Annotated in this window: 20 protein-coding genes; 11 read left to right on the forward strand and 9 right to left on the reverse strand. The window is 58.2% G+C overall.

Features of this window, described 5'->3' with window-relative positions:
- Positions 1-105: 105 nt before the first annotated feature.
- The 5 genes from CJU81_RS15110 to CJU81_RS15130 form a co-directional block, all read right to left on the reverse strand.
- Positions 106-807, reverse strand: a complete 702-nt coding sequence (locus CJU81_RS15110) for an ABC transporter ATP-binding protein (protein ID WP_095029139.1) — start codon at positions 805-807, stop codon at positions 106-108.
- Position 808: 1 nt separating this feature from the next.
- The gene (gene livG, locus CJU81_RS15115; RefSeq protein ID WP_095029138.1) at positions 809-1576 is read right to left on the reverse strand and encodes a high-affinity branched-chain amino acid ABC transporter ATP-binding protein LivG; all 768 of its coding nucleotides are present in this window, start codon (positions 1574-1576) and stop codon (positions 809-811) included.
- Positions 1573-2829: a high-affinity branched-chain amino acid ABC transporter permease LivM gene (locus CJU81_RS15120; RefSeq protein ID WP_095029137.1), complete on the reverse strand. Its 1257-nt coding sequence runs from the start codon at positions 2827-2829 to the stop codon at positions 1573-1575. The genes livG and CJU81_RS15120 overlap by 4 nt, the downstream gene beginning before the upstream one ends.
- Positions 2826-3749, reverse strand: a complete 924-nt coding sequence (gene livH / locus CJU81_RS15125; RefSeq protein WP_016779736.1) for a high-affinity branched-chain amino acid ABC transporter permease LivH — start codon at positions 3747-3749, stop codon at positions 2826-2828. Before livH ends, CJU81_RS15120 begins: the two co-directional genes overlap by 4 nt.
- A 249-nt stretch (positions 3750-3998) precedes the next feature.
- Positions 3999-5126: a branched-chain amino acid ABC transporter substrate-binding protein gene (locus tag CJU81_RS15130; protein WP_095029136.1), complete on the reverse strand. Its 1128-nt coding sequence runs from the start codon at positions 5124-5126 to the stop codon at positions 3999-4001.
- A gap of 360 nt (positions 5127-5486) precedes the next feature.
- Between CJU81_RS15130 and CJU81_RS15135 the strand changes: the two genes are divergently transcribed.
- On the forward strand, positions 5487-5792 hold the full coding sequence (locus tag CJU81_RS15135) for a DUF2288 domain-containing protein (RefSeq protein ID WP_095029135.1): 306 nt from the start codon (positions 5487-5489) through the stop codon (positions 5790-5792).
- A 155-nt stretch (positions 5793-5947) separates the two neighbouring features.
- Here CJU81_RS15135 and CJU81_RS15140 read toward each other — a convergent pair whose 3' ends face one another.
- Together CJU81_RS15140 and rapA are read right to left on the reverse strand one after the other, a co-directional pair.
- A complete protein-coding gene (locus tag CJU81_RS15140) occupies positions 5948-7936 on the reverse strand; it encodes an EAL domain-containing protein (protein ID WP_095037301.1) in 1989 nt (662 codons plus the stop codon).
- A gap of 259 nt (positions 7937-8195) precedes the next feature.
- Complete coding sequence (gene rapA / locus CJU81_RS15145) at positions 8196-11042, reverse strand: RNA polymerase-associated protein RapA (protein WP_095037302.1); 2847 nt, start codon at positions 11040-11042, stop codon at positions 8196-8198.
- 172 nt (positions 11043-11214) lie between these two features.
- On the opposite strand from rapA, the gene CJU81_RS15150 reads away from it, so the two are divergent.
- The 3 genes from CJU81_RS15150 to ccoM all read left to right on the forward strand — a co-directional run bounded on the left by CJU81_RS15150 (position 11215) and on the right by ccoM (position 12030).
- Complete coding sequence (locus CJU81_RS15150) at positions 11215-11532, forward strand: aspartate-semialdehyde dehydrogenase (protein ID WP_095037303.1); 318 nt, start codon at positions 11215-11217, stop codon at positions 11530-11532.
- Positions 11533-11611: 79 nt separating this feature from the next.
- A complete protein-coding gene (locus CJU81_RS24085) occupies positions 11612-11773 on the forward strand; it encodes a hypothetical protein (RefSeq protein WP_095029132.1) in 162 nt (53 codons plus the stop codon).
- A gap of 146 nt (positions 11774-11919) precedes the next feature.
- Positions 11920-12030 carry a cytochrome c oxidase subunit CcoM gene (ccoM, locus tag CJU81_RS24350; protein WP_016779744.1) on the forward strand — a complete coding sequence of 37 codons (111 nt, stop codon included), beginning with the start codon at positions 11920-11922 and terminating at the stop codon, positions 12028-12030.
- Between the two features lie 245 nt (positions 12031-12275).
- On the opposite strand, the gene CJU81_RS15160 is transcribed toward ccoM, so the two are convergent.
- Positions 12276-13748 carry an inorganic phosphate transporter gene (locus CJU81_RS15160; protein ID WP_095029131.1) on the reverse strand — a complete coding sequence of 491 codons (1473 nt, stop codon included), beginning with the start codon at positions 13746-13748 and terminating at the stop codon, positions 12276-12278.
- A 351-nt stretch (positions 13749-14099) separates the two neighbouring features.
- Positions 14100-14300: a hypothetical protein gene (locus CJU81_RS15165; RefSeq protein ID WP_095029130.1), complete on the reverse strand. Its 201-nt coding sequence runs from the start codon at positions 14298-14300 to the stop codon at positions 14100-14102.
- 701 nt (positions 14301-15001) lie between these two features.
- On the opposite strand from CJU81_RS15165, the gene pcaR reads away from it, so the two are divergent.
- The 7 genes from pcaR (at position 15002) to CJU81_RS15200 (ending at position 23284) form a co-directional block, all read left to right on the forward strand.
- A complete protein-coding gene (gene pcaR / locus CJU81_RS15170; RefSeq protein WP_095029129.1) occupies positions 15002-15844 on the forward strand; it encodes a pca regulon transcriptional regulator PcaR in 843 nt (280 codons plus the stop codon).
- A 287-nt stretch (positions 15845-16131) separates the two neighbouring features.
- Positions 16132-17478: an MFS transporter gene (locus CJU81_RS15175; protein ID WP_095037304.1), complete on the forward strand. Its 1347-nt coding sequence runs from the start codon at positions 16132-16134 to the stop codon at positions 17476-17478.
- A 156-nt stretch (positions 17479-17634) separates the two neighbouring features.
- On the forward strand, positions 17635-18492 hold the full coding sequence (locus tag CJU81_RS15180) for a CoA transferase subunit A (RefSeq protein WP_095029127.1): 858 nt from the start codon (positions 17635-17637) through the stop codon (positions 18490-18492).
- The gene (locus CJU81_RS15185) at positions 18489-19271 is read left to right on the forward strand and encodes a CoA-transferase subunit beta (RefSeq protein WP_176464854.1); all 783 of its coding nucleotides are present in this window, start codon (positions 18489-18491) and stop codon (positions 19269-19271) included. Before CJU81_RS15180 ends, CJU81_RS15185 begins: the two co-directional genes overlap by 4 nt.
- Positions 19268-20473: a 3-oxoadipyl-CoA thiolase gene (gene pcaF, locus CJU81_RS15190; protein WP_176464852.1), complete on the forward strand. Its 1206-nt coding sequence runs from the start codon at positions 19268-19270 to the stop codon at positions 20471-20473. Before CJU81_RS15185 ends, pcaF begins: the two co-directional genes overlap by 4 nt.
- Before the next feature lie 117 nt (positions 20474-20590).
- The gene (locus CJU81_RS15195) at positions 20591-21883 is read left to right on the forward strand and encodes an MFS family transporter (RefSeq protein ID WP_095037307.1); all 1293 of its coding nucleotides are present in this window, start codon (positions 20591-20593) and stop codon (positions 21881-21883) included.
- A 48-nt stretch (positions 21884-21931) separates the two neighbouring features.
- Positions 21932-23284, forward strand: coding sequence for a 3-carboxy-cis,cis-muconate cycloisomerase (locus CJU81_RS15200; protein ID WP_095037308.1), 1353 nt, complete (start codon positions 21932-21934; stop codon positions 23282-23284).
- The last annotated feature ends 6 nt before the right edge of the window (positions 23285-23290 follow it).

A 23290-nucleotide genomic window follows, 5' to 3' on the forward strand; every position in this document is an offset into this window, starting at 1 on the left:
TTTTTTGATTTTAACTGCCACTTCCCCTTCGCCAGCGGCTACAGAAAACTCAGTTTGGGACTATAAAAAACGGCCCCGAAGGGCCGTTTTGTGTCACAGGCGGTTTTAGCCGCCCAGGTACGCGTCTCGCACTTTCGGGTCGTTGAGCAGTTGCTCGCCGGTGCCTTGCATCACCACCCGGCCGTTTTCCAGCACGTAGGCACGGTCAGCGATTTTCAGCGCCTGGTTGGCGTTTTGCTCCACCAGGAACACCGTCACGCCTTCATCACGCAGTTGTTCGATGATGTCGAAAATCTGCTGGATGATGATTGGTGCCAGGCCCAGCGACGGCTCATCGAGCAGCAACAGCTTGGGTTTGCTCATCAAGGCCCGGCCAATGGCGAGCATTTGTTGCTCGCCACCGGACATGGTGCCGCCACGCTGAGTGAAGCGTTCTTTCAGGCGCGGGAACAGGTGCAGAACCTTGTCCATTTGCTCCTGATACTCCTGCTTCTCGGTAAAGAACCCACCCATGGCGAGGTTCTCTTCTACCGTCAAACGGGCAAACACCCTACGGCCCTCAGGAACAACGGCGATGCTCTTGCGCATGATCTGCGCAGAGGTCAACCCCACCAACTCTTCGCCCATGTAGCGGATGCTGCCGCTGTGGGCTTGTGGCGAGCCGCACAGGGTCATCATCAAAGTCGACTTGCCCGCACCGTTGGCTCCGATCAGGGTGACGATTTCACCCTGGCGTACTTCGACATTGACGCTGTGCAGGGCCTGGATCTTGCCGTAAAAGGTCGAAACGTTTTCGAATTGCAGCATTTTACGCTTCCCCCAAATAGGCTTTGATCACTTCAGGGTTGTCGCGGATCTGTTCCGGCGTCCCGTCAGCCAAAGGCGTGCCCTGGTTGATCACCACGATATGGTCGGAAATGCTCATGACCAGTTTCATGTCGTGCTCAATCAGCAGCACGGTGGCGTTGTGCTCATTGCGCAAAATGCTGATCAACGCCTTCAGGTCTTCGGTTTCCTTGGGGTTCAGACCTGCCGCCGGCTCGTCGAGCATGAGGATGCGCGGGCGCGTCATCATGCAGCGGGCGATCTCCAGACGGCGCTGTTGCCCGTAGGCCAGGGTGCCCGCCGGGCGGTTGGCGAATTCGGTCAGGTTGACCTTGTCCAGCCAGTACGCGGCGTAGTCCAGGGCGTCACGTTCGCTTTTGCGAAATGACGGGGTCTTGAACAGGCCCGACAGGAAGTTGGTGTTGAGGTGGCGATGCTGGGCAATCAGCAGGTTTTCAACGGCGGTCATGTCCTTGAACAGGCGCACGTTCTGGAAGGTACGCACCACGCCCTTGCGCGCAATTTCATGGCCCGGCAAGCCTTCTATCGACTCGCCATCGAGCACGATGCTGCCCGCAGACGGCTTGTAGAAGCCGGTCAGGCAGTTGAACACGGTGGTCTTGCCGGCACCGTTAGGGCCGATCATCGACACCACCTGTTTTTCCTTGACGGTCAGGGCCACGCCATTCACCGCCAACAAGCCGCCAAAGCGCATGCTCAGGCCGCTGACTTTCAATAACTCGCGGCTCATTTTCGCAGCTCCAGGTGAGGACGTTGCATAGGCAGCAGACCTTGTGGACGCCAGATCATCATCAGCACCATCAGGGCTCCGAACAGCAACATCCGGTATTCGCTGAATTCACGCATCATTTCCGGCAGCAGGATCATCACCACGGCGGCCAGGATAACCCCCAGTTGCGAGCCCATGCCACCCAGTACCACGATGGCCAGAATGATCGCCGACTCAAGGAAGGTGAACGATTCAGGGGTCACCAAGCCTTGGCGCGCGGCAAAGAAGCTACCGGCGAAACCTGCGAAGGTAGCGCCCAGGGTGAAGGCCGAGAGTTTGATCACGGTCGGGTTCAGGCCCAGGGCACGGCAGGCGATTTCGTCTTCGCGCAGCGCTTCCCACGCACGGCCAATCGGCATGCGCAGCAGGCGATTGATCACGAACAGCACCAGCAACACCAATACCAGCGCGATCAGGTACAGGAAGATGACCTTGTTGATCGAGTTGTAGGCGATGCCGAAGTATTCGTGGAACGTTTGCATGCCCTCGGCGGCTGTTCTGTCGAAGCTCAGGCCGAACAGGGTGGGTTTTGGAATGTTGCTGATGCCGTTTGGCCCGCCGGTGATATCGGTCAGGTTACGCAGGAACAGGCGGATGATTTCACCGAAGCCCAGGGTCACGATGGCCAGATAGTCACCGCGCAGACGCAGCACCGGAAAGCCCAGCAGCAGGCCGAAGGTGGCGGTCATCATCCCGGCCAGCGGCAGGCAGACCCAGAAGCTCCAGCCGAAGTAATGCGAGAGCAGCGCGTAGGTGTAGGCACCCACGGCATAGAAGCCCACATAACCCAGGTCGAGCAGGCCCGCCAGGCCCACCACGATGTTCAGGCCCAGGCCGAGCATCACATAGATCAGGATCAGCGTAGCGATGTCCACCGCGCCGCGTGAGCCATAGAACGGCCAGACCAGTGCCACGACGACCAGGCCGAGAATGATCCAGCGCTGGGTGCTGGGCAGGGTCAGGAAGTTGGTGGCCTTGGCCGGTACCTTGGGCAGGCTTGGCGAGTTTTTCCAGGCTGTGCTCAGTTGCTGGTTGAAAAGCACGCGCACAAACATCAGCAACGAGCAGATCGCAATCACGCTCAGGATCATGGGGCTGGTGTTGTGAACTTCGATGTTGATCCCGACGATAGTCAGTTTCAGACCGAGTACCGGGTAGGCGACGGCCCAGACCAACAGGGCGCTGAAGAGCGCCGACTTAAGATTCCTAGTCATACTTTTTCAATCTCCGGACGCCCCAGAATGCCGGTCGGACGGAACAGCAACACCAGCACCAGCAAGCCAAAAGCCACTACGTCTTTGTATTGGTCGCCGAAAATATCGGCCCCAAAGGCTTCAGCCACACCCAGTACCAGGCCACCGAGCATCGCGCCAGGAATGCTGCCAATGCCACCCAGTACCGCAGCGGTAAAGGCTTTAAGGCCTACCAGGAACCCTGCGTTGGGGTTGATCACGCCGTATTGAACGCTGATCAGCACCGCAGCGACAGCGGCCAGGGCTGCACCGATCACGAAGGTCAGCGCAATCACGTTGTTGGTGTTGATACCCAACAGGTTGGCCATTTTCATGTCTTCGGCGCAGGCGCGGCAGGCGCGGCCCATGCGGGAGCGGGAGATGAACAGGGTGAGGCCAAGCATTGCGAGGAAGGTGACGACGAAAACCACGATTTGCATGTAGGAGACGATAACTTCGCTGGCGCCTCCAGGGCCAAAGGTGAAGCCGCCGGGGATCAGATTGGGAATCGATTTGTCTTTTGAGTCTTGTGCCAGAAGCACGGTGTTTTGCAGGAAGATCGACATGCCGATAGCGGAAATCAGCGGGATCAGGCGGTTACTGCCACGCAATGGACGGTAGGCAACCCGTTCGATGCTGTAGCCGTAGGCGCTGGTGACCACAATGCTGGCGATAAACGCGGCAGTCAGCAGTAGCGGCACGCTGTCCAGACCCATCATGGTCAGGCCGGCGATGGCGATAAACGCAATATAGGAACCAATCATGTACACCTCGCCGTGGGCGAAGTTGATCATTCCAATAATGCCGTAAACCATCGTATAGCCGATGGCGATCAGGGCATACGTGCTGCCAACGTTGAGGCCGTTAACCAGCATTTGGAAGAAGTGATAGATGTCAGGCATTACAAAGCTCCTAAAAACCTGAGACGCATTTCACTGGTGGAGTCATTTTCCGGCCCGGGCCGTATGGGTTTTCACCCACTTGGAGCACAGGTCTTCTGCCAGCGAACCGCTGGTGACGGTTTTAAAGATTTTCAGGTGGGCGGGCATCCGGATCACGAAAGCGCGGCCCCATTTCCATAAGACGCAGGCCTGTAAAACAAAACCCACCGCTTGAGCAGTGGGCTTGGTTTTCAGGTCAGGAACCGACCCTTACTGAGGGCTTACTTCAGTTTTAGGCTTACCGAAGTGCCATTCGTAAACTACGAATTTGAAATCTTCCACGTCACCTTTGGCGTCAAACTTCAGGTTACCGGTAGGCGTTTTGAACGTACCTTTGTGGATGGCTTCAGCGACTTTGGCCGGGTCTTCGCTTTTCGCCTGCTCGATACCGCCGGCAATCACTTCAACTGCGGCGTAGGCCGGGAATACGAATGGGCCGGTAGGGTCCTGCTTTTTAGCGGCAAATGCGTCAACCAGTGCCTTGTTTTCAGGATCAGCGTCGAATGCTTTTGGCAGGGTGACCAGCAGGCCTTCGGAAGCGCCCTGGGCGATTTGCGAGATGGACTCGTTGCCCACACCTTCAGGGCCCATGAACTTGGCGTTCAGGCCTTTCTCTTTGGCCTGACGCAGTATCAGACCCAGCTCAGGGTGGTAGCCGCCGTAGTAGACGAAGTCGACGTTGGCTTGCTTGAGCTTGGCGATGACTGAGGAATAGTCTTTTTCACCCGCGTTGACGCCTTCAAAGACGGCAACTTTGATGCCTTTGTCTTCGAGGGTCTTTTTAACGGCGCTGGCGATGCCTTCACCGTATTGCTGTTTGTCGTGCAATACCGCAACGACTTTAGGCTTGACGTGATCCGCGATGTAATTACCGGCGGCAGGGCCCTGGGCGCTGTCCAGACCGATGGTGCGGAAGATCATCTTGTAGCCACGAGCGGTGATTTCCGGGCCGGTGGCGGCCGGGGTAATCATGATGATGCCTTCGTCTTCGTAAATGTCCGAAGCAGGCTGAGTGGAGCTGGAGCACAGGTGGCCGACTACAAATTTGATACCGTCGTTGACCACTTTGTTGGCAACCGCAACCGCTTGTTTCGGGTCGCAGGCGTCATCGTAGTCAACGGCTTCAAGTTTTTTGCCATCAACGCCGCCCTTGGCGTTGATTTGTTCGATGGCCATTTTTGCGCCAGCAAACTGCATGTCACCGTACTGAGTCAGAGGCCCGGTTTTAGGACCGGCAATACCGATCTTGATGGTGTCTGCGGCAAATGAATGGCTGGCGAACCCGGCCAAAACCATAGCGGCAAACAGTTTAGTAATCTGTTTCGTAGCCATCTTTATTGGTGCTCCACTCTTCTGTTGTAATTTTTATAGTCCTGGAAGCCAAGGCAGCCGGACCGGGTCTTCGTGTAGCGAAATTCCCGGTCAATCCCCCCTGCAACTGTACCGGTACAGTGTAGAGCGCCGGTTCAGCGCTTGAATAGCGTACTGGCGAGGGAAAGAACAAGAAATGTCGCTTAAACGCAAGAAAGAGACAGAATGGCGGCGGATTAGGCTGATGATAGTTATCAGAATGTTGCCACATCAACGCTGCTGTCCTTGGCGCTCTACTCTTTCCACGCTCCTTTACCTGAAAAACCGGGTTTTTCTACCGGGTGTGCAGCGTTATCATGACGCCGATTTTTTTCCCCGGTGAAACCCATGAATCAAGAACCTAGCACCCTCTATGCCAAGCTGCTTGGCGAGACCTCAACTATTGAATGGAAAGCCCTGCAGCCCTTCTTCGCCAAAGGGGATTTGCTGTGGGTCGAGCCAGCTCTGGACTTGATCGAAGCGGCGCAGGCCGTGACTCAGGATGATGCAGAGAAAGTCTCGGCCTGGATGGCATCCGGGCTGCTTGGCAAGATGACTGAGGCGCAGGCGCTAGACGTTCTTGAACGCGACCCGCAGCTATGGGCAGTGGTGGTTTCACCTTGGGTGATGGTCCAGGAAAGGGCGCAAAAATAACCCAGCGCACCAAACCGGCGCATTTGTTTGCACTGCTGTGAAGAGCCCGGAGTGTGTAGCTCAGTAACCCGTCTTCGCATAGTGGCAATATGCCGTAGAGAAACGCCACAGTTACAACTGTGGCGTTTTTTTGTACCTGCGATCCGGCTGTACCGCTACTGGCTGGTCAGTACAAAGGTGGCGTGATCGGGAGCGGGTATCGGGCGTTTGTCGAGTTGTTGAAGAATCTCTGGCAGCGCCTCGAAAGCTACGGGGCGGCTGAGCAGATAGCCCTGGATGAAGTCGCACCCCAACTGGTTGAGGAACTCGAACTGGCGAGTGGTTTCGACACCTTCGGTGACTACTTGCAGGTGCAGGGTATGGGCCATGAGGATAATGGCCTGGACGATTTCCATATCCTGGCTGGATGCCGGGATGTCCTGAATAAAGGAACGATCAATTTTAAGGGTGTTGAGCGGCAGACGCTTGAGGTAGGCCAGGGATGAATAGCCGGTGCCGAAATCGTCGATGGACAGTGATACGCCCAGCGCACGGATCTGGCGCAGCAGCTGCGAAGTGCTGTTCAAATTGCACATCAGGGCATTTTCCGTGACTTCCAGCTCCAGTCGTTGGGCTGTAATACCGGATGTGCGCAGGGCGTTTTCGATTTCGTCGGCCAATTCAATGCGCACCAGGCTCAGCGCCGAGCAATTTACGGCAATGCCCAGATGCTGCCAGCCCTGGCGAGAGAGGGCGGCGAGATCATGGCAGGCCTTGCGCAATACCCAGTGGTCGAGCCGTGCGATCAGCCCGTTGGCTTCGGCGATGCTGATAAAACGCTCCGGGCCCAGCAAGCCGTGTTCAGGGTGTTGCCAGCGAATCAGGGCCTCCAGCTTGGCAACGCGGCCGCTCTTGAGGTCGAAGATGGGTTGGTAATGCAGGAGCAGCCCTTGGTCTTCATCCAGCGCATGACGCAGTTGCTCTTCAATTTGCAGCTCCAGCGAGGCCCGGGTCTTGAGGTTGCTGCTGAAAAAATTCAGGGTGTTACGCCCGCTGCCCTTGGACTGATACAACGCCAGGTCGGCATGCTTGAGCAGTTCGGCACTGGTTGTGCCGTCTTCGGGGAACACACTGATGCCAATGCTGGTGGTCATCACCATCTGGCGACCTGACAGCTCGATGGGCTCTTTGAGCTTGAGCATGATGCGCTGGGCCATGCTTCGCGCTTCATCGCGCTGGCTGATGTTGATCAGAATGCAGAACTCGTCACCGCCAAAACGTGCAACCACGTCATCGTGACTGCGGATAGCGTGCTTGATGCGCGTGGCGATGGTTTTGAGCAACTCATCCCCGGCGTCGTGCCCCAGGCTGTCATTGATGCGTTTGAAGTGGTCTATGTCGAGGAACATCACGGCAAGCCTGGTGTTCCTGGCGGCGCAGTCGATGAGTTTTTCAGCAAACAGCTGATTGAAGCCGCGGCGGTTGATCAGATTGGTCAGCGGGTCGAAATGCGCCACTTGCTGCAAGGACGCGCGTGCCTGGTCGAGCTGGCTGAGCAAGGCGTTGACGCGCCTCAGGTCGTGCTCCTTGAGTTGCAGCTTCTTGTCGACAATCGTGGCGCTGATGCAACTGCCAGTCAGCAACAGGGCGATGACGCCGACTACAAGGGCCAGTTGCCAGTTATTGCTGCCTGCATCCGGACTGACCGCCAGTGTGTCGCCAATGATGAAGTGAGTGCCGAGCAGGCCGCCAGCCGCAAGCATGCACAGGGCATATTTGAAAAACTGATGGAGCAGGCCGCCGGTTGAGCGCCAGGCGGTTGTGCTATTGAGCGTTTGCACAATGACCAGAGCTATCAGCAATGAGCCGAGCGCGATGGCAGCGTTGTAGCCAGCTTTGAGTGGGGAGTAAAAAGCCAGCATACAGATGCAGTGCATGGCCCAGATACCGATGGTCAGGCAACTGACACCTATCCATCGCCAAACGGTCTTTGCTGCAGTTTTTTCTGCGTTGGCAGCCCGGTCGAGCAAATTCAGCGTGGCTACGCAGGCCGTGCAGGCAACCAGCCAAGCGAGAAAAACCAGATAGGGGTTATAGCCGCCGATCAACAGCAGTTGCCCGCTTTCTGCGGATTCGGCCAAAAGTTGCAACCCCGGACTTTCCATTGCATGCCTCGGCGATCCAGATGCGCTAGTCGTAAGGTGCTAGCTTGGGGTCGAGTATAGAAGCTGGATTGAGGAAGGCAGGGGTGATGGCAAAATGATGGTTATCATTTTGTTATTAAGGCGTGGGTTTATAGTTGTAAGTGTTGATGCGCGATTGTAGTCGCTGCCGCAGGCTGCGAGGCAATTGCGCGAGCTTGAAGAAAACGGGGGGCTACGCCCCCCTTCGCAGCCTGCGGCAGCGACTACATGTTTGCGGATTTTAACCCGCTACCAGCACCCGGATGGCTTCGAGGCGCAGGGCCGCTTTCTCAAGCATGGCCAGGCTCTGTTCGCGCTGCTTGCGCAAGGCAATCAGTTCGCTGTCGCGCACGCTTGGGTTGACTGCCTGCAGGGCGGTCAGACGTGCCAGTTCTTCTTCGGTGTCGGCTGCCAGACGGCGCTGGGCTTCGGCCACACGCTCGGCGTGACGTGGCGCAATCTTGGCTTCACCGGCGTTGATCTTCGGCGTCAGCTGGTCACGCTGGGCCTGAACGAATTTGTTGGCGCTGGCGCGGGGTACGCTTTCCAGCTGTTCGTTCAAGGTGTCGAAGGCCACGCGCGACGACAAGTCGTTGCCATTGGCATCGAGCAGGCAGCGCAGGGCGGCAGGCGGCAGGTAGCGGCCCAGTTGCAGGGAGCGCGGGGCAACCACTTCACTGACGTAAATCAGCTCAAGCAGGACGGTACCCGGCTTGAGGGCCTTGTTCTTGATCAGGGCGACGGCGGTGTTGCCCATCGAACCCGACAGCACCAGGTCCATGCCGCCTTGCACCATCGGGTGTTCCCAGGTGATGAACTGCATGTCTTCGCGCGACAGCGCCTGGTCGCGATCGTAGGTGATGGTCACACCTTCGTCGTCGCCCAGGGGGAAGCTGGCGTCGAGCATTTTTTCGCTCGGTTTGAGGATCAGTGCGTTCTCCGAATGGTCTTCGCTGTCGATGCCAAAGGCGTTGAACAGGGTTTCCATGTAGATCGGCAGGGTGAACTGATCGTCCTGCTCAAGAATCGCCTCAACCAGCGCTTCCCCTTCACCCGAACCACCGGAGTTGAGCTCCAGCAGACGGTCGCGGCCCGTGTGCAGCTCTTGCTCCAGACGCTCGCGTTCAACCCGGGCTTCGTCGATCAGTGCTTGCCACTCTTGATCGTCCGCCGCTTCAAGCAACGGCAGCAGGCGCGGGCCGAACTGGTGTTGCAGGGCGTTACCGGTCGGGCAGGTATTGAGGAACGCGTTCAGGGCTTCGTGGTACCACTGGAACAGGCGCTGTTGCGGACTGGTCTCAAGGTACGGCACATGCAGTTCGATCACGTGCTTCTGGCCGATCCGGTCCAGACGGCCGATCCGCTGCTCCAGCAAGTCCGGGTGGGCCGGCAGGTCGAACAGCACCAGGTGATGGGCAAACTGGAAGTTACGACCTTCACTGCCGATTTCGGAACAGATCAGTACCTGGGCGCCGAATTCTTCGTCTGCGAAGTAAGCCGCAGCACGGTCGCGCTCCAGAATGTTCATGCCTTCGTGGAAGACCGTCGCAGGAATACCGGAACGCACGCGCAGGGCGTCTTCCAGGTCCATCGCGGTTTCTGCGTGGGCGCAAATCACCAGAACCTTGGTGCGCTTGAGCATTTTAAGGGTGTCGATCAGCCATTCGACGCGCGGGTCGAAGTTCCACCAGCGTTCTTCATCGCTGGCGTCCGGCTGGGCCTGGAAGCTGACTTCAGGGTACAGCTCGGCGTGTTCACCCAGCGGCAGCTCAAGGTATTCAGCCGGGCACGGTAGCGGGTAGGCGTGCAGCTTGCGTTCCGGGAAGCCCTGGATTGCGGCGCGGGTGTTACGGAACAAAACGCGGCCGGTGCCGTGGCGGTCAAGCAGCTCACGAACCAGGCGGGCGCTGGCTTCGGCATCGCCATCATTGACGGCAGCCAGCAAGGCATCGCCTTCGGCACCGAGGAAGCCGTGGATGGTTTGGTGGGCTTCAGGGGACAGGCTGCCTTTATCCAGCAGTTCCTGCACGGCCTGAGCTACCGGGCGATAGTTTTCGCTTTCGGCGCGGAAGGCGGCCAGGTCGTGGAAACGGTTCGGGTCCAGCAGGCGCAGGCGTGCAAAGTGACTGTCCTGGCCCAGTTGTTCCGGGGTGGCAGTGAGCAGCAACACGCCGGGGATTACACCGGCGAGCTGTTCGACCAGGCCGTACTCCGGGCTGACGTTGTCTTCGTGCCACACCAGGTGGTGCGCTTCGTCGACCACCAGCAGGTCCCAGTCGGCATCAAACAGCGCTGCCTGGGCCTTGGGATCGTCCACCAGCCATTCCAGTGCAACCAGGGCCAGTTGGCAGTCTTCGAAGGGGTTGCTGGCGTCGCTTTCGATAAAGCGTTCTTCATCGAACAGCGCCACTTCAAGGTTGAAGCGTCGACGCATCTCGACCAGCCATTGGTGCTGCAGGTTTTCCGGAACTACGATCAATACACGGTTGGCACGGCCACTGAGTAGTTGGCGGTGAATCACCAGACCGGCTTCGATGGTTTTGCCCAGGCCCACTTCGTCGGCCAGCAAAACCCGGGGCGCGATGCGGTCAGCAACTTCACGGGCAATGTGCAATTGGTGCGCGATAGGCTGCGCACGAACGCCACCTAGGCCCCACAGCGGCGATTGCAACTGGCGGCTGGTGTGTTCGAGAGTGTGGTAGCGCAGCGAGAACCAGGACAGCGGGTCGATTTGCCCGGCAAACAGGCGGTCACTGGCCAGACGGAACTGGATAAAGTTCGACAGTTGGGTTTCTGGCAGGGTAACGGCTTCGTTTCGCTCGTTGAGGCCGTGGTAGACCATCAGGCCGTCAACGTCCTCGACTTCGCGCACGGTCATCTTCCAGCCTTCGAAGTGGATGATGGTGTCACCCGGCGAAAACCGTACACGCGTGAGCGGTGCGTTGCGCAGCGAATATTGGCGGGTTTCGCCAGTGGCCGGATAGAGCACGGTCAACAAGCGACCGTCCTGTGCCAGAACGGTGCCCAAACCTAGCTCTGCTTCGCTGTCACTAATCCAGCGTTGCCCCGGTTGATACTGCTGCGCCATGCTGCCTGACTCCCGCTTTGAAAAAGCCGAGTATATTAACGGATCAAGGGCCTCAGTCCAAAGGACTCTCACAAAAAGCTGTGCGGTTTGCCAGGATCCCAACGCAGTTATCGACCAGTGGCCAGTGACCACTGGCTGGCACCGACAGTCTGCCGACAGGAGAACAATAACGATGCTGCCGTCCATTTTGCCGCTTGGCGTTGTCCCTGTGACCTCGGGGCAGGACCCGGTTCGTCCGCGACCGGACATCCCTCCTGTTGCATCTGCGCAGGCCACTTCCAGCGAGAGTGCGATTGACCTCAAACACAGCGATGCCGATCAGGCCACGTTGTTATTGCGCGAAGAACAGCAGCGCCAGCACGACAAGCGCCGTCGTGAGGCTCTGGAACAGGGCGATGAGACAGCGTCGGGCAGTGATGACATTGCGCCAGACAAGCCCCAGGTTGATGGCATGCAGCGCCAGGGTGTGTGGGTCGATATCAAGGTCTAGGTGGTTTTTTCTGGTCAGGGCCGGATGTGCGTCGCATTATTGGCGTACTGAAACATACTGACAGTGGTCTGATTTGCTTATGAGCCAAGACACCAAGCTGGTTGACCTGGGCGCCGAGCGCGCAAAACGGGTGCACGACCTCAACGAAAAACGCCTGAACGAAGTGCGCAAGGCGTTCGAACAGGCAATGCCGTTGGTAAAAGCGGCGAAAAAGCCGAAGAAAAAACCGAAAAAGCGCTGAACCGCCGCGTTTTCGATGATCTGCGTCAACTAACTCCCTCAACTGCCGGCTGGCCGTGGATCACTATTGATCCCGGTCAAGTTGTGCGCCTGCGTGTCTGGTTAATCTAGCTTCACAGACAGACAATCAGCGCACAGGAGGCCGTCATGTTTCTCGATAATGTGGTTATCGCCGGAGTACTTACCGTCGGCCTCATGGTGTTGTTCTTCGCTGGCCTGGGCATTTTTATCTGGAAAGACTCCCAGAAGCGCAAATAGCGCCGAGTCTTTTCATGGCATGAGCACGCAAGGCATTTTGGGCGACTTCGGTCGCCTATTTTTTTGCCTGTGTGTTTTGTCTTGTGTGGGAGCGAGCCTGCTCGCGATGCAGGCAACACGATCTGTCAGGAACACTGAGCCGATGGCATCGCGGGCAAGCCCACTCCCACAAGGTCTGCATAATGGCTGGGCATAAAAAAAGGTACGACCCGTGAGGGTCGTACCTTTTTTGTGCAGCGCAGCTATCAGGCGAGAACTTTGGAAGCCAGCCAGAACAGCGTCGCAGACAGTGCGATGGTGGCAGGCAGGGTCAGCACCCACGCCATCAGGATGGTCTTGATGGTGCCACCTTGCAGGCCGCTTTTATTGGCGACCATGGTGCCCGCTACGCCCGACGACAGGATATGAGTCGTCGATACCGGCAGGGAGAAGATGTTGGCCATGCCGATGGCAAAAGCCGTGGTGATTTGCGCGGCCATGCCCTGGGCATAGGTCATGCCCTGCTTGCCGATCTTCTCGCCGATGGTTTTGACCACGCGCTTCCAGCCAACCATGGTGCCCAGGCCCAGGGCCAGTGCAACAGCCAGGATCACCCAGAACGGAGCGTATTCGGTGGTGGCGGTCAGGTCTTTGCGCAGTTTCTCGAGGTCCGCTTTTTCGCGGGATTCAAGAATTGGCAATTTACTGACCTTCTTCGCGGTGTCATCCAGGCACAGCAGGTAGCGACGGATTTCGATACGCTTTTCAGCCGGGATCGAGTGGTAGTCCGCCACGCCTTTGAGCGAGGTCAACAGGGCTGCGATGGTCGGTTCGGTCTGCTGCGGGTTGCAGCTGAACTGATCCGGCAGGTCGCCTTTGACACTTTTGCCCAGAGCCAGGAACTCGCTCAGCGAAGCGTTGTTGCGCTCGTAGAACTGGCTCAGGTGCAGGGTGGCGTCGCGGGTGCGTTCGATCTGATAAGTGGTGCTGTTCAGATCCAGAACGAAAGCGCTTGGCACGATGCCGATCAGGACCAGCATGATCAGGCCGATGCCTTTCTGGCCATCGTTGGAACCGTGCACAAAGCTTACCGCCATGGCCGAGATCACCAGAACCAGTCGGTTCCAGAACGGCGGGTGCTTCTTGTCATCCAGCTTGCGGCGCTGCTCGGGGGTCTTGTGCATCTTGGACCCCGGACGCCACCACTTCAGGCCGACCAGCACCAGGCCCGCAACCACGAAACCGGCGATTGGCGAGAACACCAGCGAGGCACCAATATCGATAGCCTTCTGCCAGTTAACCCCGTCACTGACCGGAATGCCGCTGATCAGGGCATTGGCCAGGCCCACGCCAAGGATCGAGCCGATCAGGGTGTGCGAGCTTGAAGCAGGGATGCCGAAGTACCAGGTACCGAGGTTCCAGGTGATGGCGGCTGCAAGCAACGAGAACACCATGGCCAGGCCATGTCCGGTGTTTACATTGACCAGCAGCTCTACCGGCAGCAGGTGAACGATGGCATAAGCCACGCCGACCCCGCCCAACAGAACGCCGAGGAAGTTGAATACACCGGAAAAGAACACCGCCAGGTGAGGCGGCATTGCTTTGGTGTAGATGACAGTCGCTACCGCGTTTGCGGTGTCATGAAAGCCGTTGATGAACTCAAACGCGAGAACAAAGGCTAGGGCGAAGAAGAGGCTGATAAGAACCCAGGCGTCCAATCCGCTTAATAGATCGATCATGAAGGTTTTCTGACACGGTCATAAAGGGGGGCGGATTATGCCAGAAAACCCCGCTAATCAATGCACTAGCTGCCCGTTGGTAACATCTATAAATGAAAAAACCTGTAAGAATCCGCTGAGAGCTAGCGTAGGGAATTCCCTTCAAGCCACTGATAGCAAAGGCTATAGGGCTTTTCCAGGGGCGTACGTACGCCGTGGCGCAGGTCTGATTTGGATAGATGAAATTTCTTAAATCAGAGGGTGCGACGGTGCTGGTTCAGCTTCTGGCATAGCAAACAGCCATACCCACTCATGCAAATGGTGAGCACGCAAGGGGCAGCAGGGGCTGTCTGGCAGGTTTTCAGGTACAGGTCAGGGCTCTTCGGTCTTGAGCTCTTTTTCGATCTTCTGGATTTCTTCAGTGAATGCCTGGTCGAGCAGGCTGGCCCGTTTGCGCCAGGGTTTGCGTCCGGGCTCGGGTTTGGCAGCGTAGGTGGTCACTTCACCACCGTAAACATCCTTGAATCGTTGTTCCTGTCGCTCAAGTTCTGCGCGCAGTTCGTCTTTTGTCACTGTCTTACCTAATTGAGTTGAGTTTGAACCGGGTGAATCACCTTGCGTGGAGGTTGATTCATTTGACGAATGTCAGGCAATAAGACAAAGGCCTATAAATAACGTCACGCTTACATACACCACATAATGCACTCGGCCACGTCATTAACAGGAACATGAACGTCGCCGTTTCAAATGTTCACTCCGTAGGGAACAACACGCGATGCACGTGCCGGGCAAGCTGCGAGCCGCCAGCGAACGCAACCCCTTGGTTGGATCCAATATGCCGCACAGGCTTGATCTTGTGCTCTGGATAACTTGCCCTTTCTCAATGGCCGAGAAGTGCTACTACTATCGCCGAATAACTTCGTATGCGTCAACTTGCTGGAGTGTGATGTGTTATGAATATTTGTGAATTAGCCTGAGCTGAGCATGCAGGCCTCTATTAGTACCGCACCCGGGTAATTGGCCATCAAGTTATTTAAGGCCTGAGCTGAACTTGACCTGAATACATATAAGACAGACGTTTTCTATCATTTAGCGGATGCGTCTGATTGTAATAAACCCCAAGTGAAAGAATTGTCACTCAACTAGAATGATTCAAGATCGTACAAAATCATGTTTGCAGCGCCCCGGCATACGACGGATTGCGATTATCGGCCAGTGGTTCGATAATCGGCCGACAAAGCATAACTATAAATAGCTGAAGCTGGGGGTTGGGAATGAATGATCGACTGCACAATGCCGTTGCCAGTATCGCGCCACCGATTGTGGCGTCGCCGGCCAAGCGCATTCAGGCGTTTACCGGTGATCCTGACTTTATGTCCTCGCTGGCCCGTGGCCTGGCGGTGGTGCAGGCGTTTCAGGAGCGCAAACGGCATCTGACCATCGCACAGATCAGCCATCGCACGGAAATTCCTCGGGCGGCGGTTCGTCGCTGCCTCTATACCCTGATCAAGCTCGGCTATGCGACCACGGACGGGCGCACTTATTCGCTGCTGCCCAAAGTCCTGACCCTGGGCCATGCCTACCTTTCATCGACGCCGCTGGCAGTAACGGCCCAGCCCTATCTGGATCGCATGAGCGAGCAATTGCACGAGGCGTGCAACATGGCCACCCTCGAAGGCGATGACATTCTATATATCGCCCGGTCGGCCACCACCCAGCGCTTGATTTCGGTTGATCTGTCGGTCGGCGGCCGCTTGCCCGCTTATTGCACCTCAATGGGCCGCATCCTGCTGGCGGCGCTGGACGACGTGACCCTGCACGAATACCTGGCCCACGGTGAGTTTCAGGCCAAGACCAGTCGCACCCTGCACACTCCCGAGGCGTTGCTTGAATGCTTGCAGCAGGTCCGCGAGCAAGGCTGGTGTGTAGTCGATCAGGAGCTGGAGCAAGGTCTGCGTTCGATTGCCGTGCCGGTGTACGACGCTTCGGGGCAAGTGCTGGCAGCCCTTAACGTCAGCACTCACGCCGGGCGGGTCACGCGTACGGAGCTGGAGCAGCGCTTTTTGCCGATCATGCTCAATGCCAGTCGCGAGCTGAGCACCCAGCTATTCAGCTGATACGCAGCCACTAAGTGTTCGATAAACGCACAGTTAAGCGTTTATCGAATTGCGTGGCAGCAGCAGGCTGATTAATGTCGCCTTAGCACTGCCTCGCAAATCCGCTCAAGCGTCCTTGACGGGCAGGCCCAATAATAATGAAAAGAGGCCGCAAGCCATGACTGTCTCCCTGACGCTGCCACAGCGCAATCGCCCGCCGACCTTCTGATTCCCCGATAGCTTTTAGTGTGAGCCGCTGGCCCTTGGCCGGTTTTCGTTCGCCCTGATGTTTACCTGGTATAAAAATAATGAATTCACCCCAGTCTTCTGTCGGCAACTGCCTCGATGTGCAGTCCTTTATCAACGCCCAACCCCTGTCGCGTTATCAATGGCGGGTGGTGATCCTGTGTTTTCTGATTGTCTTCCTCGATGGCCTGGACACGGCGGCCATGGGCTTTATTGCGCCTGCCCTGTCCCAGGACTGGGGAATTGATCGCGCCAGCCTGGGCCCGGTAATGAGCGCTGCGCTGATAGGCATGGTGTTTGGCGCCCTGGGCTCCGGGCCATTGGCGGATCGTTTTGGTCGCAAAGTGGTACTGGTCTCGGCTGTGTTGGTGTTTGGCGGCTTCAGCCTGGCTTCGGCCTACGCCAGCAACGTCGATCAACTGTTGGTACTGCGCTTTTTGACCGGGTTGGGGTTGGGGGCCGGGATGCCCAACGCCACCACCTTGCTCTCGGAGTACACCCCCGAGCGTCACAAGTCGTTGCTGGTGACCAGCATGTTTTGCGGCTTCAACCTCGGCATGGCAGGCGGCGGGTTTGTCTCGGCCAAGCTGATTCCGATGTTCGGCTGGCACAGCCTGTTGCTGATCGGCGGTGTACTGCCGCTGATTCTTGCCGTGGTGTTGCTGTTCTGGTTGCCGGAATCGGCGCGCTACCTGGTGGTGCGCAACCGCAGTGTCGAACGCATCCGCAAGACCCTGGCCCCGATCGACCCTGCGCAGGTGGCCCGGGCGTCGAGCTTCAGCGTGCCGGAGCAGAAAACCGTGAAGGCACGCAACGTGTTTGCCGTGATCTTTTCCGGCACCTACAGCACCGGCACCCTGTTGCTCTGGCTCACCTACTTTATGGGGCTGGTGATTGTTTACCTGCTGACCAGTTGGCTGCCGACGCTGATGCGTGACAGTGGCGCGAGCATGGAGCAGGCGGCGTTTATCGGTGCATTGTTCCAGTTTGGCGGTGTGCTGAGTGCGGTAGGGGTGGGCTGGGCAATGGACCGGTTCAATCCGCACAAAGTGATCGGTATTTTCTACCTGCTGGCCGGGGTGTTTGCCTACGCAGTAGGCCAGAGCCTGGGCAATATCACCGTGCTTGCCACCTTGGTGCTGGTGGCGGGTATGTGTGTGAACGGTGCGCAATCGGCGATGCCATCTTTGGCGGCACGCTTCTACCCGACTCAGGGTCGTGCCACCGGTGTGTCGTGGATGCTAGGCATCGGTCGCTTCGGCGCCATTCTGGGGGCCTGGATGGGTGCAACCCTGCTGGGACTGGGCTGGAACTTCGAGCAAGTGCTGACCGCGCTGGTGATTCCGGCCGCTCTGGCAACGGCGGCAGTACTGATCAAAGGCATGGTCAGCCATGCCGATGCAACCTGATAGGCAGCATGCTAACTATGTGTTCGATTAACGAACACATAGTCGATTATCGGATTGTTTGGGCCAAAGCTGCGGCTTAATCTGCTGAACATCCGGTGCCGCTCTGGCGCACCTTCTTCAACCGCAGTGGCCTACAAGAAACGGGAGCTACCCCAGATGGCAGACATCATTTCGTTACACGACGCGGTGAAACAATTTGTGAGTGATGGTGACACCGTTGCCCTCGAAGGTTTCACCCACTTGATCCCGACTGCAGCGGGTCATGAAATCATCCGTCAGGGCAAGAAAGATCTGACCCTGGTGCGGATGACGCCTGACCTGGTTTATGACCAGTTGATCGGTGCCGGTTGTGCGCGCAAATTGATTTTCTCCTGGGGCGGCAATCCGGGCGTGGGCTCGCTGCACCGTCTGCGCGACGCCGTTGAAAAACAGTGGCCGCAAGCACTGGAAATTGAAGAACACAGCCACGCCGATCTGGCCAATGCCTACGTTGCGGGTGCCTCGGGCCTACCATTTGCGGTGCTGCGTGCCTACGCCGGTTCTGATCTGCCCAAGGTCAACCCGCTGATCAAGACCGTGACCTGCCCGTTCACTGGTGAAGTTTTGGCCGCAGTGCCGTCGGTACGCCCTGATGTCACGGTGATCCATGCGCAAAAGGCTGACCGCAAGGGCAACGTGCTGCTGTGGGGCATCCTGGGGGTCCAAAAAGAAGCAGCACTGGCAGCCAAGCGCTGCATCGTCACCGTTGAAGAAATCGTCGATGACCTGCAAGCGCCCATGAATGCCTGTGTACTGCCGACCTGGGCCTTGAGCGCAGTGTGCCATGTGCCGGGTGGGGCGCATCCTTCCTATGCTCATGGTTACACCGAGCGTGATAACCGCTTCTATCAGGCGTGGGACCCGATTGCCCGCGACCGTGAGACCTTTACTGCCTGGATCAATGAATACATCCACGGCACAGCGAATTTCAGTGAGTTCCAGGCCAAGCTGGCCCGCGCTTCGGAGGCTAAATAATGACTTACACCACCAATGAAATGATGACCGTAGCGGCGGCCCGCCGTTTGAAAAACGGTTCGGTGTGTTTTGTCGGCATTGGCTTGCCTTCCAAGGCGGCCAACCTGGCGCGTCTGACCTCATCTCCGGATGTGGTGCTGATCTACGAATCCGGCCCGATTGGGGCCAAGCCTGATGTGTTGCCGCTGTCGATTGGCGACGGTGAACTGGCGGAAACGGCTGACACCGTGGTCTCCACCAGTGAAATCTTCCGTTACTGGCTGCAGGGCGGCCGGGTGGATGTGGGCTTTCTGGGCGCCGCCCAGGTCGACCGTTTCGGCAATATCAACACCACAGTGGTGGGTGATTATCACCAGCCTAAAGTGCGCCTGCCGGGGGCGGGTGGGGCACCGGAGATCGCCGGTTCCGCAAAAAGCGTGCTGATCATCCTCAAACAGTCGGCCCGTTCATTTGTCGACAAGCTGGACTTCATTACCTCTGTGGGCCACGGCGAGGGCGGCGACTCGCGCAAACGTCTGGGGCTGCCGGGGGCCGGGCCGGTGGGAATCATTACCGACCTGTGCACGATGGAACCTGAAGAACAGACCAACGAATTTGTAGTCACCGCACTGCACCCGGGCGTGACCCGTGAGCAGGTCATTGCTGCCACCGGCTGGGCCATTCGCTTCGCCGATAATGTGCAAGAAACCGCAGCCCCGAGTGCCGTCGAACTCGGTGCCCTGCGTGATCTGGAAGCGCGCACTGCGCTTGCCCACGGCCAGGCACCGGGAGAAGCGTGATGCGTGAAGTCTATATCTGCGACGCGATTCGTACCCCCATCGGCCGTTTTGGCGGTGGCTTGGCCGCCGTACGTGCTGATGATCTGGCCGCCGCGCCGATCAAGGCGTTGATCGAGCGCAACCCCGGGGTGAACTGGAACGAAGTCGACGAAGTGTTCTTCGGTTGCGCCAACCAGGCCGGTGAAGATAACCGCAACGTGGCGCGCATGGCCGCGCTGCTGGCGGGGCTGCCGGACAGCATTCCCGGCGTGACCCTCAACCGCCTGTGTGCCTCGGGCATGGACGCCATCGGTACGGCGTTTCGTGCCATAGCCAGCGGCGAGATGGAGCTGGCGATTGCCGGTGGCGTCGAGTCGATGTCCCGTGCGCCCTTTGTGATGGGCAAGGCTGATGCGGCGTTCTCGCGCAATATGAAGCTGGAAGACACCACCATCGGCTGGCGCTTTATCAACCCGCTGATGAAAGCCCAATACGGTGTCGACCCGATGCCGCAGACCGCCGACAACGTGGCCGACGATTACAAAATTTCCCGCGCCGATCAGGACGCTTTCGCCTTGCGCAGCCAGCAACGGACTGCTGCTGCCCAGGCCGCAGGCTACTTTGCCGAAGAAATCGTGCCGGTGCGTATTGCTCACAAAAAAGGCGAGACCGTGGTTGAGCACGACGAGCATCCGCGTGCCGATACCAGCCTGGAAACCCTGGGCAAACTCAAGCCGGTCAACGGCTCGGACAAAACCGTCACTGCGGGCAATGCCTCGGGGGTCAACGACGGCGCCGCGGCGATGATCCTGGCATCGGCCGAGGCGGTCAAACGTCATGGCCTGACTGCCCGCGGCCGTGTACTAGGCATGGCCAGCGCCGGTGTAGCACCGCGAGTGATGGGCATCGGCCCGGTTCCGGCAGTGCGCAAACTGGTGGAACGCCTGGGTTTGGCCGTGAGCGATTTTGACGTGATCGAACTCAACGAAGCCTTCGCCAGCCAGGGCCTGGCGGTTTTGCGCGAGCTGGGGCTGGCAGATGACGCGCCGCAGGTGAACCCCAATGGCGGCGCTATAGCCTTGGGCCATCCACTGGGCATGAGCGGCGCACGTATTGTCATGACGGCTTTGCATCAGCTGGAAAAAACCGGCGGCAAGAAAGGTCTGGCAACCATGTGCGTGGGCGTTGGGCAAGGTCTGGCATTGGCTATCGAACGGGTCTGATAGAGCTACAGTTAAAGCAGGACGACTGCTGCCTCAGTCGTTCGGCTTATTGCGATGATGGCGCTAGATGTTGCAAGGTGTGTCTGATTGCAACTAAAACCTGATGAGTAAACAAACATGACAACAGAAACTCACTACACGGGAGAGGAACGCAAAAAAAGGATTTTTGCGATTGTCGGTGCGTCCTCCGGCAACCTGGTCGAATGGTTCGACTTTTATGTTTACGCCTTCTGTGCAATCTACTTTGCACCGGCTTTTTTCCCTTCCGATGACCCTACCGTGCAGTTGCTGAACACTGCCGGGGTATTCGCTGCCGGCTTTTTGATGCGCCCCATCGGTGGCTGGCTGTTTGGCCGGGTGGCCGACAAGCACGGGCGAAAGAACTCAATGATGATCTCGGTGCTGATGATGTGCGCCGGCTCACTGGTCATTGCCTTTTTGCCGACCTATGCCTCGATCGGCGCCTGGGCGCCGGCCTTGCTGTTGATGGCGCGGTTGTTTCAAGGCTTGTCGGTGGGTGGCGAGTACGGCACTACCGCAACCTATATGAGTGAAGTGGCACTCAAGGGCCAGCGCGGCTTCTTTGCCTCCTTCCAGTATGTGACGCTGATCGGCGGGCAACTGCTGGCGGTGCTGGTGGTGGTGATCCTTCAGCAGTTCCTGTCAGAAGATGAACTGCGAGCCTGGGGCTGGCGCATCCCCTTTGTGATCGGTGCCATTGCGGCGCTGATTTCGTTGTTGCTGCGTCGCACGCTGAAAGAAACCACCAGCGCCGAAACCCGCCAGGACAAGGATGCAGGTAGCGTAAGGGCGTTGTTCCGCGACCACAAAGCGGCGTTTATTACCGTACTGGGTTACACCGCAGGCGGCTCGCTGATTTTCTACACCTTTACCACCTACATGCAGAAGTACCTGGTGAACACCGCCGGTATGCACGCCAAGACGGCCAGTTACATCATGACCGGCGCGCTGTTCCTTTATATGTGCATGCAGCCGCTGTTCGGCATGCTGGCGGACAAGATCGGCCGGCGCAACAACATGCTCTGGTTCGGCGCGCTGGGTACGCTGTGTACGGTGCCGATCCTGTTGACCCTGAAAACCATCAGCAGTCCGTTTCTGGCCTTTGTACTGATTACCCTGGCGCTGGCGATTGTCAGCTTCTACACCTCGATCAGCGGCCTGGTCAAAGCCGAGATGTTCCCGCCCCAGGTTCGGGCGCTGGGTGTTGGCCTGGCCTATGCCGTGGCTAACGCAATCTTTGGTGGTTCTGCGGAATATGTTGCACTGGGCCTCAAGTCCATGGGCATGGAAAACAGCTTCTACTGGTATGTGACGGTGATGATGGCCATCGCGTTCCTGTTCAGCTTCCGTTTGCCCAAGCAGCCCAAGTACCTGCACCACGATTTGTGATGTGCCCGCGCGCGCCCGGCTGTGGCGCGCGCTTTCTAAGGAAGGTTTATGAGTGATCAGCTGTTCGCTGCGTACTTTACGGCAGAGGCCATGGGGCAAGTGTTTTGCGATCATGGCCGGGTACAGGCCATGCTCGACGTTGAAGCGGCGCTGGCCCGGGCGCAAGCCCGGGTCGGAGTGATACCTCACTCTGCGGTTGCCCCGATTACAACCGCGTGTCGCGCAGAACTCTACGATTTCGAAGCGCTGGGCCTGGCGATCGCCAGTGCCGGCAACTCCGCGATCCCGCTGGTCAAGGCGCTGGGCAAACAGATTGCCAGCAGCGCACCTGAAGCCGAGCGTTATGTGCATTTGGGCGCCACCAGCCAGGACGTGATGGACAGCGGTCTGGTCCTGCAATTGCGCGCCGCTCTGGATTTGATCGAGCGTGACATGGCGCAGCTGGCGGATGTTCTCGCCGCACAGGCCCAGCGCTATGCCACGACGCCTTTGGCCGGACGCACCTGGCTGCAGCAGGCCACTCCGGTGACATTGGGGATGAAAATCGCCAGTTGGTTGGGGGCCGTGACCCGCAGTCGCCAGCGTCTGCACGAGTTGAAACCGCGTTTACTGTGCCTGCAGTTTGGCGGAGCTTCCGGCACCCTGGCCGCCCTTGGCGATCAGGCCATGCCGGTGTCACAGGCCCTGGCTGATGAACTGGGCCTGGGCCTGCCTGAGCAGCCCTGGCATACCCAGCGTGATCGTCTGGTGGAATTTGCTGCAGTTCTGGGCTTGATCGCCGGTGGGTTGGGCAAAATTGGCCGGGATATCAGCCTGCTGATGCAGACCGAGGCGGCTGAAGTGTTCGAGCCATCGGCGCCGGGCAAGGGCGGCTCTTCGACCATGCCGCACAAGCGCAACCCGGTGGGTTCGGCGGTATTGATCAGCGCCGCGACGCGGGTACCGGGGTTGCTGAGCATTCTGTTCAGTGCCATGCCTCAAGAACACGAACGCAGCCTGGGTTTGTGGCATGCCGAATGGGAAACCCTGCCCGAGATTTGCTGTGTGGTGTCCGGTGCGCTGGTTCAAGCATTGAACATCGCCCGCGGCCTGGAAGTGGACGCCGCACGCATGGCGCGAAACCTCGATCTGACCCACGGTCTGGTGCTGGCTGAAGCGGTGAGCATTGTGCTGGCGCAGCGGGTAGGGCGTGAAACCGCGCACCATCTGGTGGAGCAGTGCTGCAAGCGGGCGGTGGCCGAACAGCTCCATTTGCGTGCAGTACTGGGCGATGAGCCGCAAATCACCGCGCACCTCAGTGCGCTGGAACTGGATCGTCTGCTCGATCCGGCCCATTACCTTGGCCAGGCGACGACGTGGGTCGAGCGTGCGCGGGCTGAACATTTTGCGTTGGTCCTCTAAAGGAGA

This window comes from Pseudomonas fragi (assembly GCF_002269505.1).
Classification (GTDB): Bacteria; Pseudomonadota; Gammaproteobacteria; order Pseudomonadales; family Pseudomonadaceae; genus Aquipseudomonas; species Aquipseudomonas fragi_D.

What these genes read in the sequence shown, in the direction of transcription:
- CJU81_RS15175 (WP_095037304.1), top strand. Translation starts at nt 16,132, where the DNA reads ATGAATTCACCCCAGTCTTCTGTCGGCAACTGCCTCGATGTGCAGTCC.
- CJU81_RS15180 (WP_095029127.1), top strand. Translation starts at nt 17,635, where the DNA reads ATGGCAGACATCATTTCGTTACACGACGCGGTGAAACAATTTGTGAGT.
- CJU81_RS15135 (WP_095029135.1), top strand. Translation starts at nt 5,487, where the DNA reads ATGAATCAAGAACCTAGCACCCTCTATGCCAAGCTGCTTGGCGAGACC.
- CJU81_RS15150 (WP_095037303.1), top strand. Translation starts at nt 11,215, where the DNA reads ATGCTGCCGTCCATTTTGCCGCTTGGCGTTGTCCCTGTGACCTCGGGG.
- CJU81_RS15160 (WP_095029131.1), bottom strand. Translation starts at nt 13,748, where the DNA reads ATGATCGATCTATTAAGCGGATTGGACGCCTGGGTTCTTATCAGCCTC.
- CJU81_RS15195 (WP_095037307.1), top strand. Translation starts at nt 20,591, where the DNA reads ATGACAACAGAAACTCACTACACGGGAGAGGAACGCAAAAAAAGGATT.
- pcaR (WP_095029129.1), top strand. Translation starts at nt 15,002, where the DNA reads ATGAATGATCGACTGCACAATGCCGTTGCCAGTATCGCGCCACCGATT.
- livG (WP_095029138.1), bottom strand. Translation starts at nt 1,576, where the DNA reads ATGAGCCGCGAGTTATTGAAAGTCAGCGGCCTGAGCATGCGCTTTGGC.
- ccoM (WP_016779744.1), top strand. Translation starts at nt 11,920, where the DNA reads ATGTTTCTCGATAATGTGGTTATCGCCGGAGTACTTACCGTCGGCCTC.
- CJU81_RS24085 (WP_095029132.1), top strand. Translation starts at nt 11,612, where the DNA reads ATGAGCCAAGACACCAAGCTGGTTGACCTGGGCGCCGAGCGCGCAAAA.
- CJU81_RS15120 (WP_095029137.1), bottom strand. Translation starts at nt 2,829, where the DNA reads ATGACTAGGAATCTTAAGTCGGCGCTCTTCAGCGCCCTGTTGGTCTGG.
- CJU81_RS15200 (WP_095037308.1), top strand. Translation starts at nt 21,932, where the DNA reads ATGAGTGATCAGCTGTTCGCTGCGTACTTTACGGCAGAGGCCATGGGG.
- CJU81_RS15140 (WP_095037301.1), bottom strand. Translation starts at nt 7,936, where the DNA reads ATGGAAAGTCCGGGGTTGCAACTTTTGGCCGAATCCGCAGAAAGCGGG.
- livH (WP_016779736.1), bottom strand. Translation starts at nt 3,749, where the DNA reads ATGCCTGACATCTATCACTTCTTCCAAATGCTGGTTAACGGCCTCAAC.
- rapA (WP_095037302.1), bottom strand. Translation starts at nt 11,042, where the DNA reads ATGGCGCAGCAGTATCAACCGGGGCAACGCTGGATTAGTGACAGCGAA.
- CJU81_RS15110 (WP_095029139.1), bottom strand. Translation starts at nt 807, where the DNA reads ATGCTGCAATTCGAAAACGTTTCGACCTTTTACGGCAAGATCCAGGCC.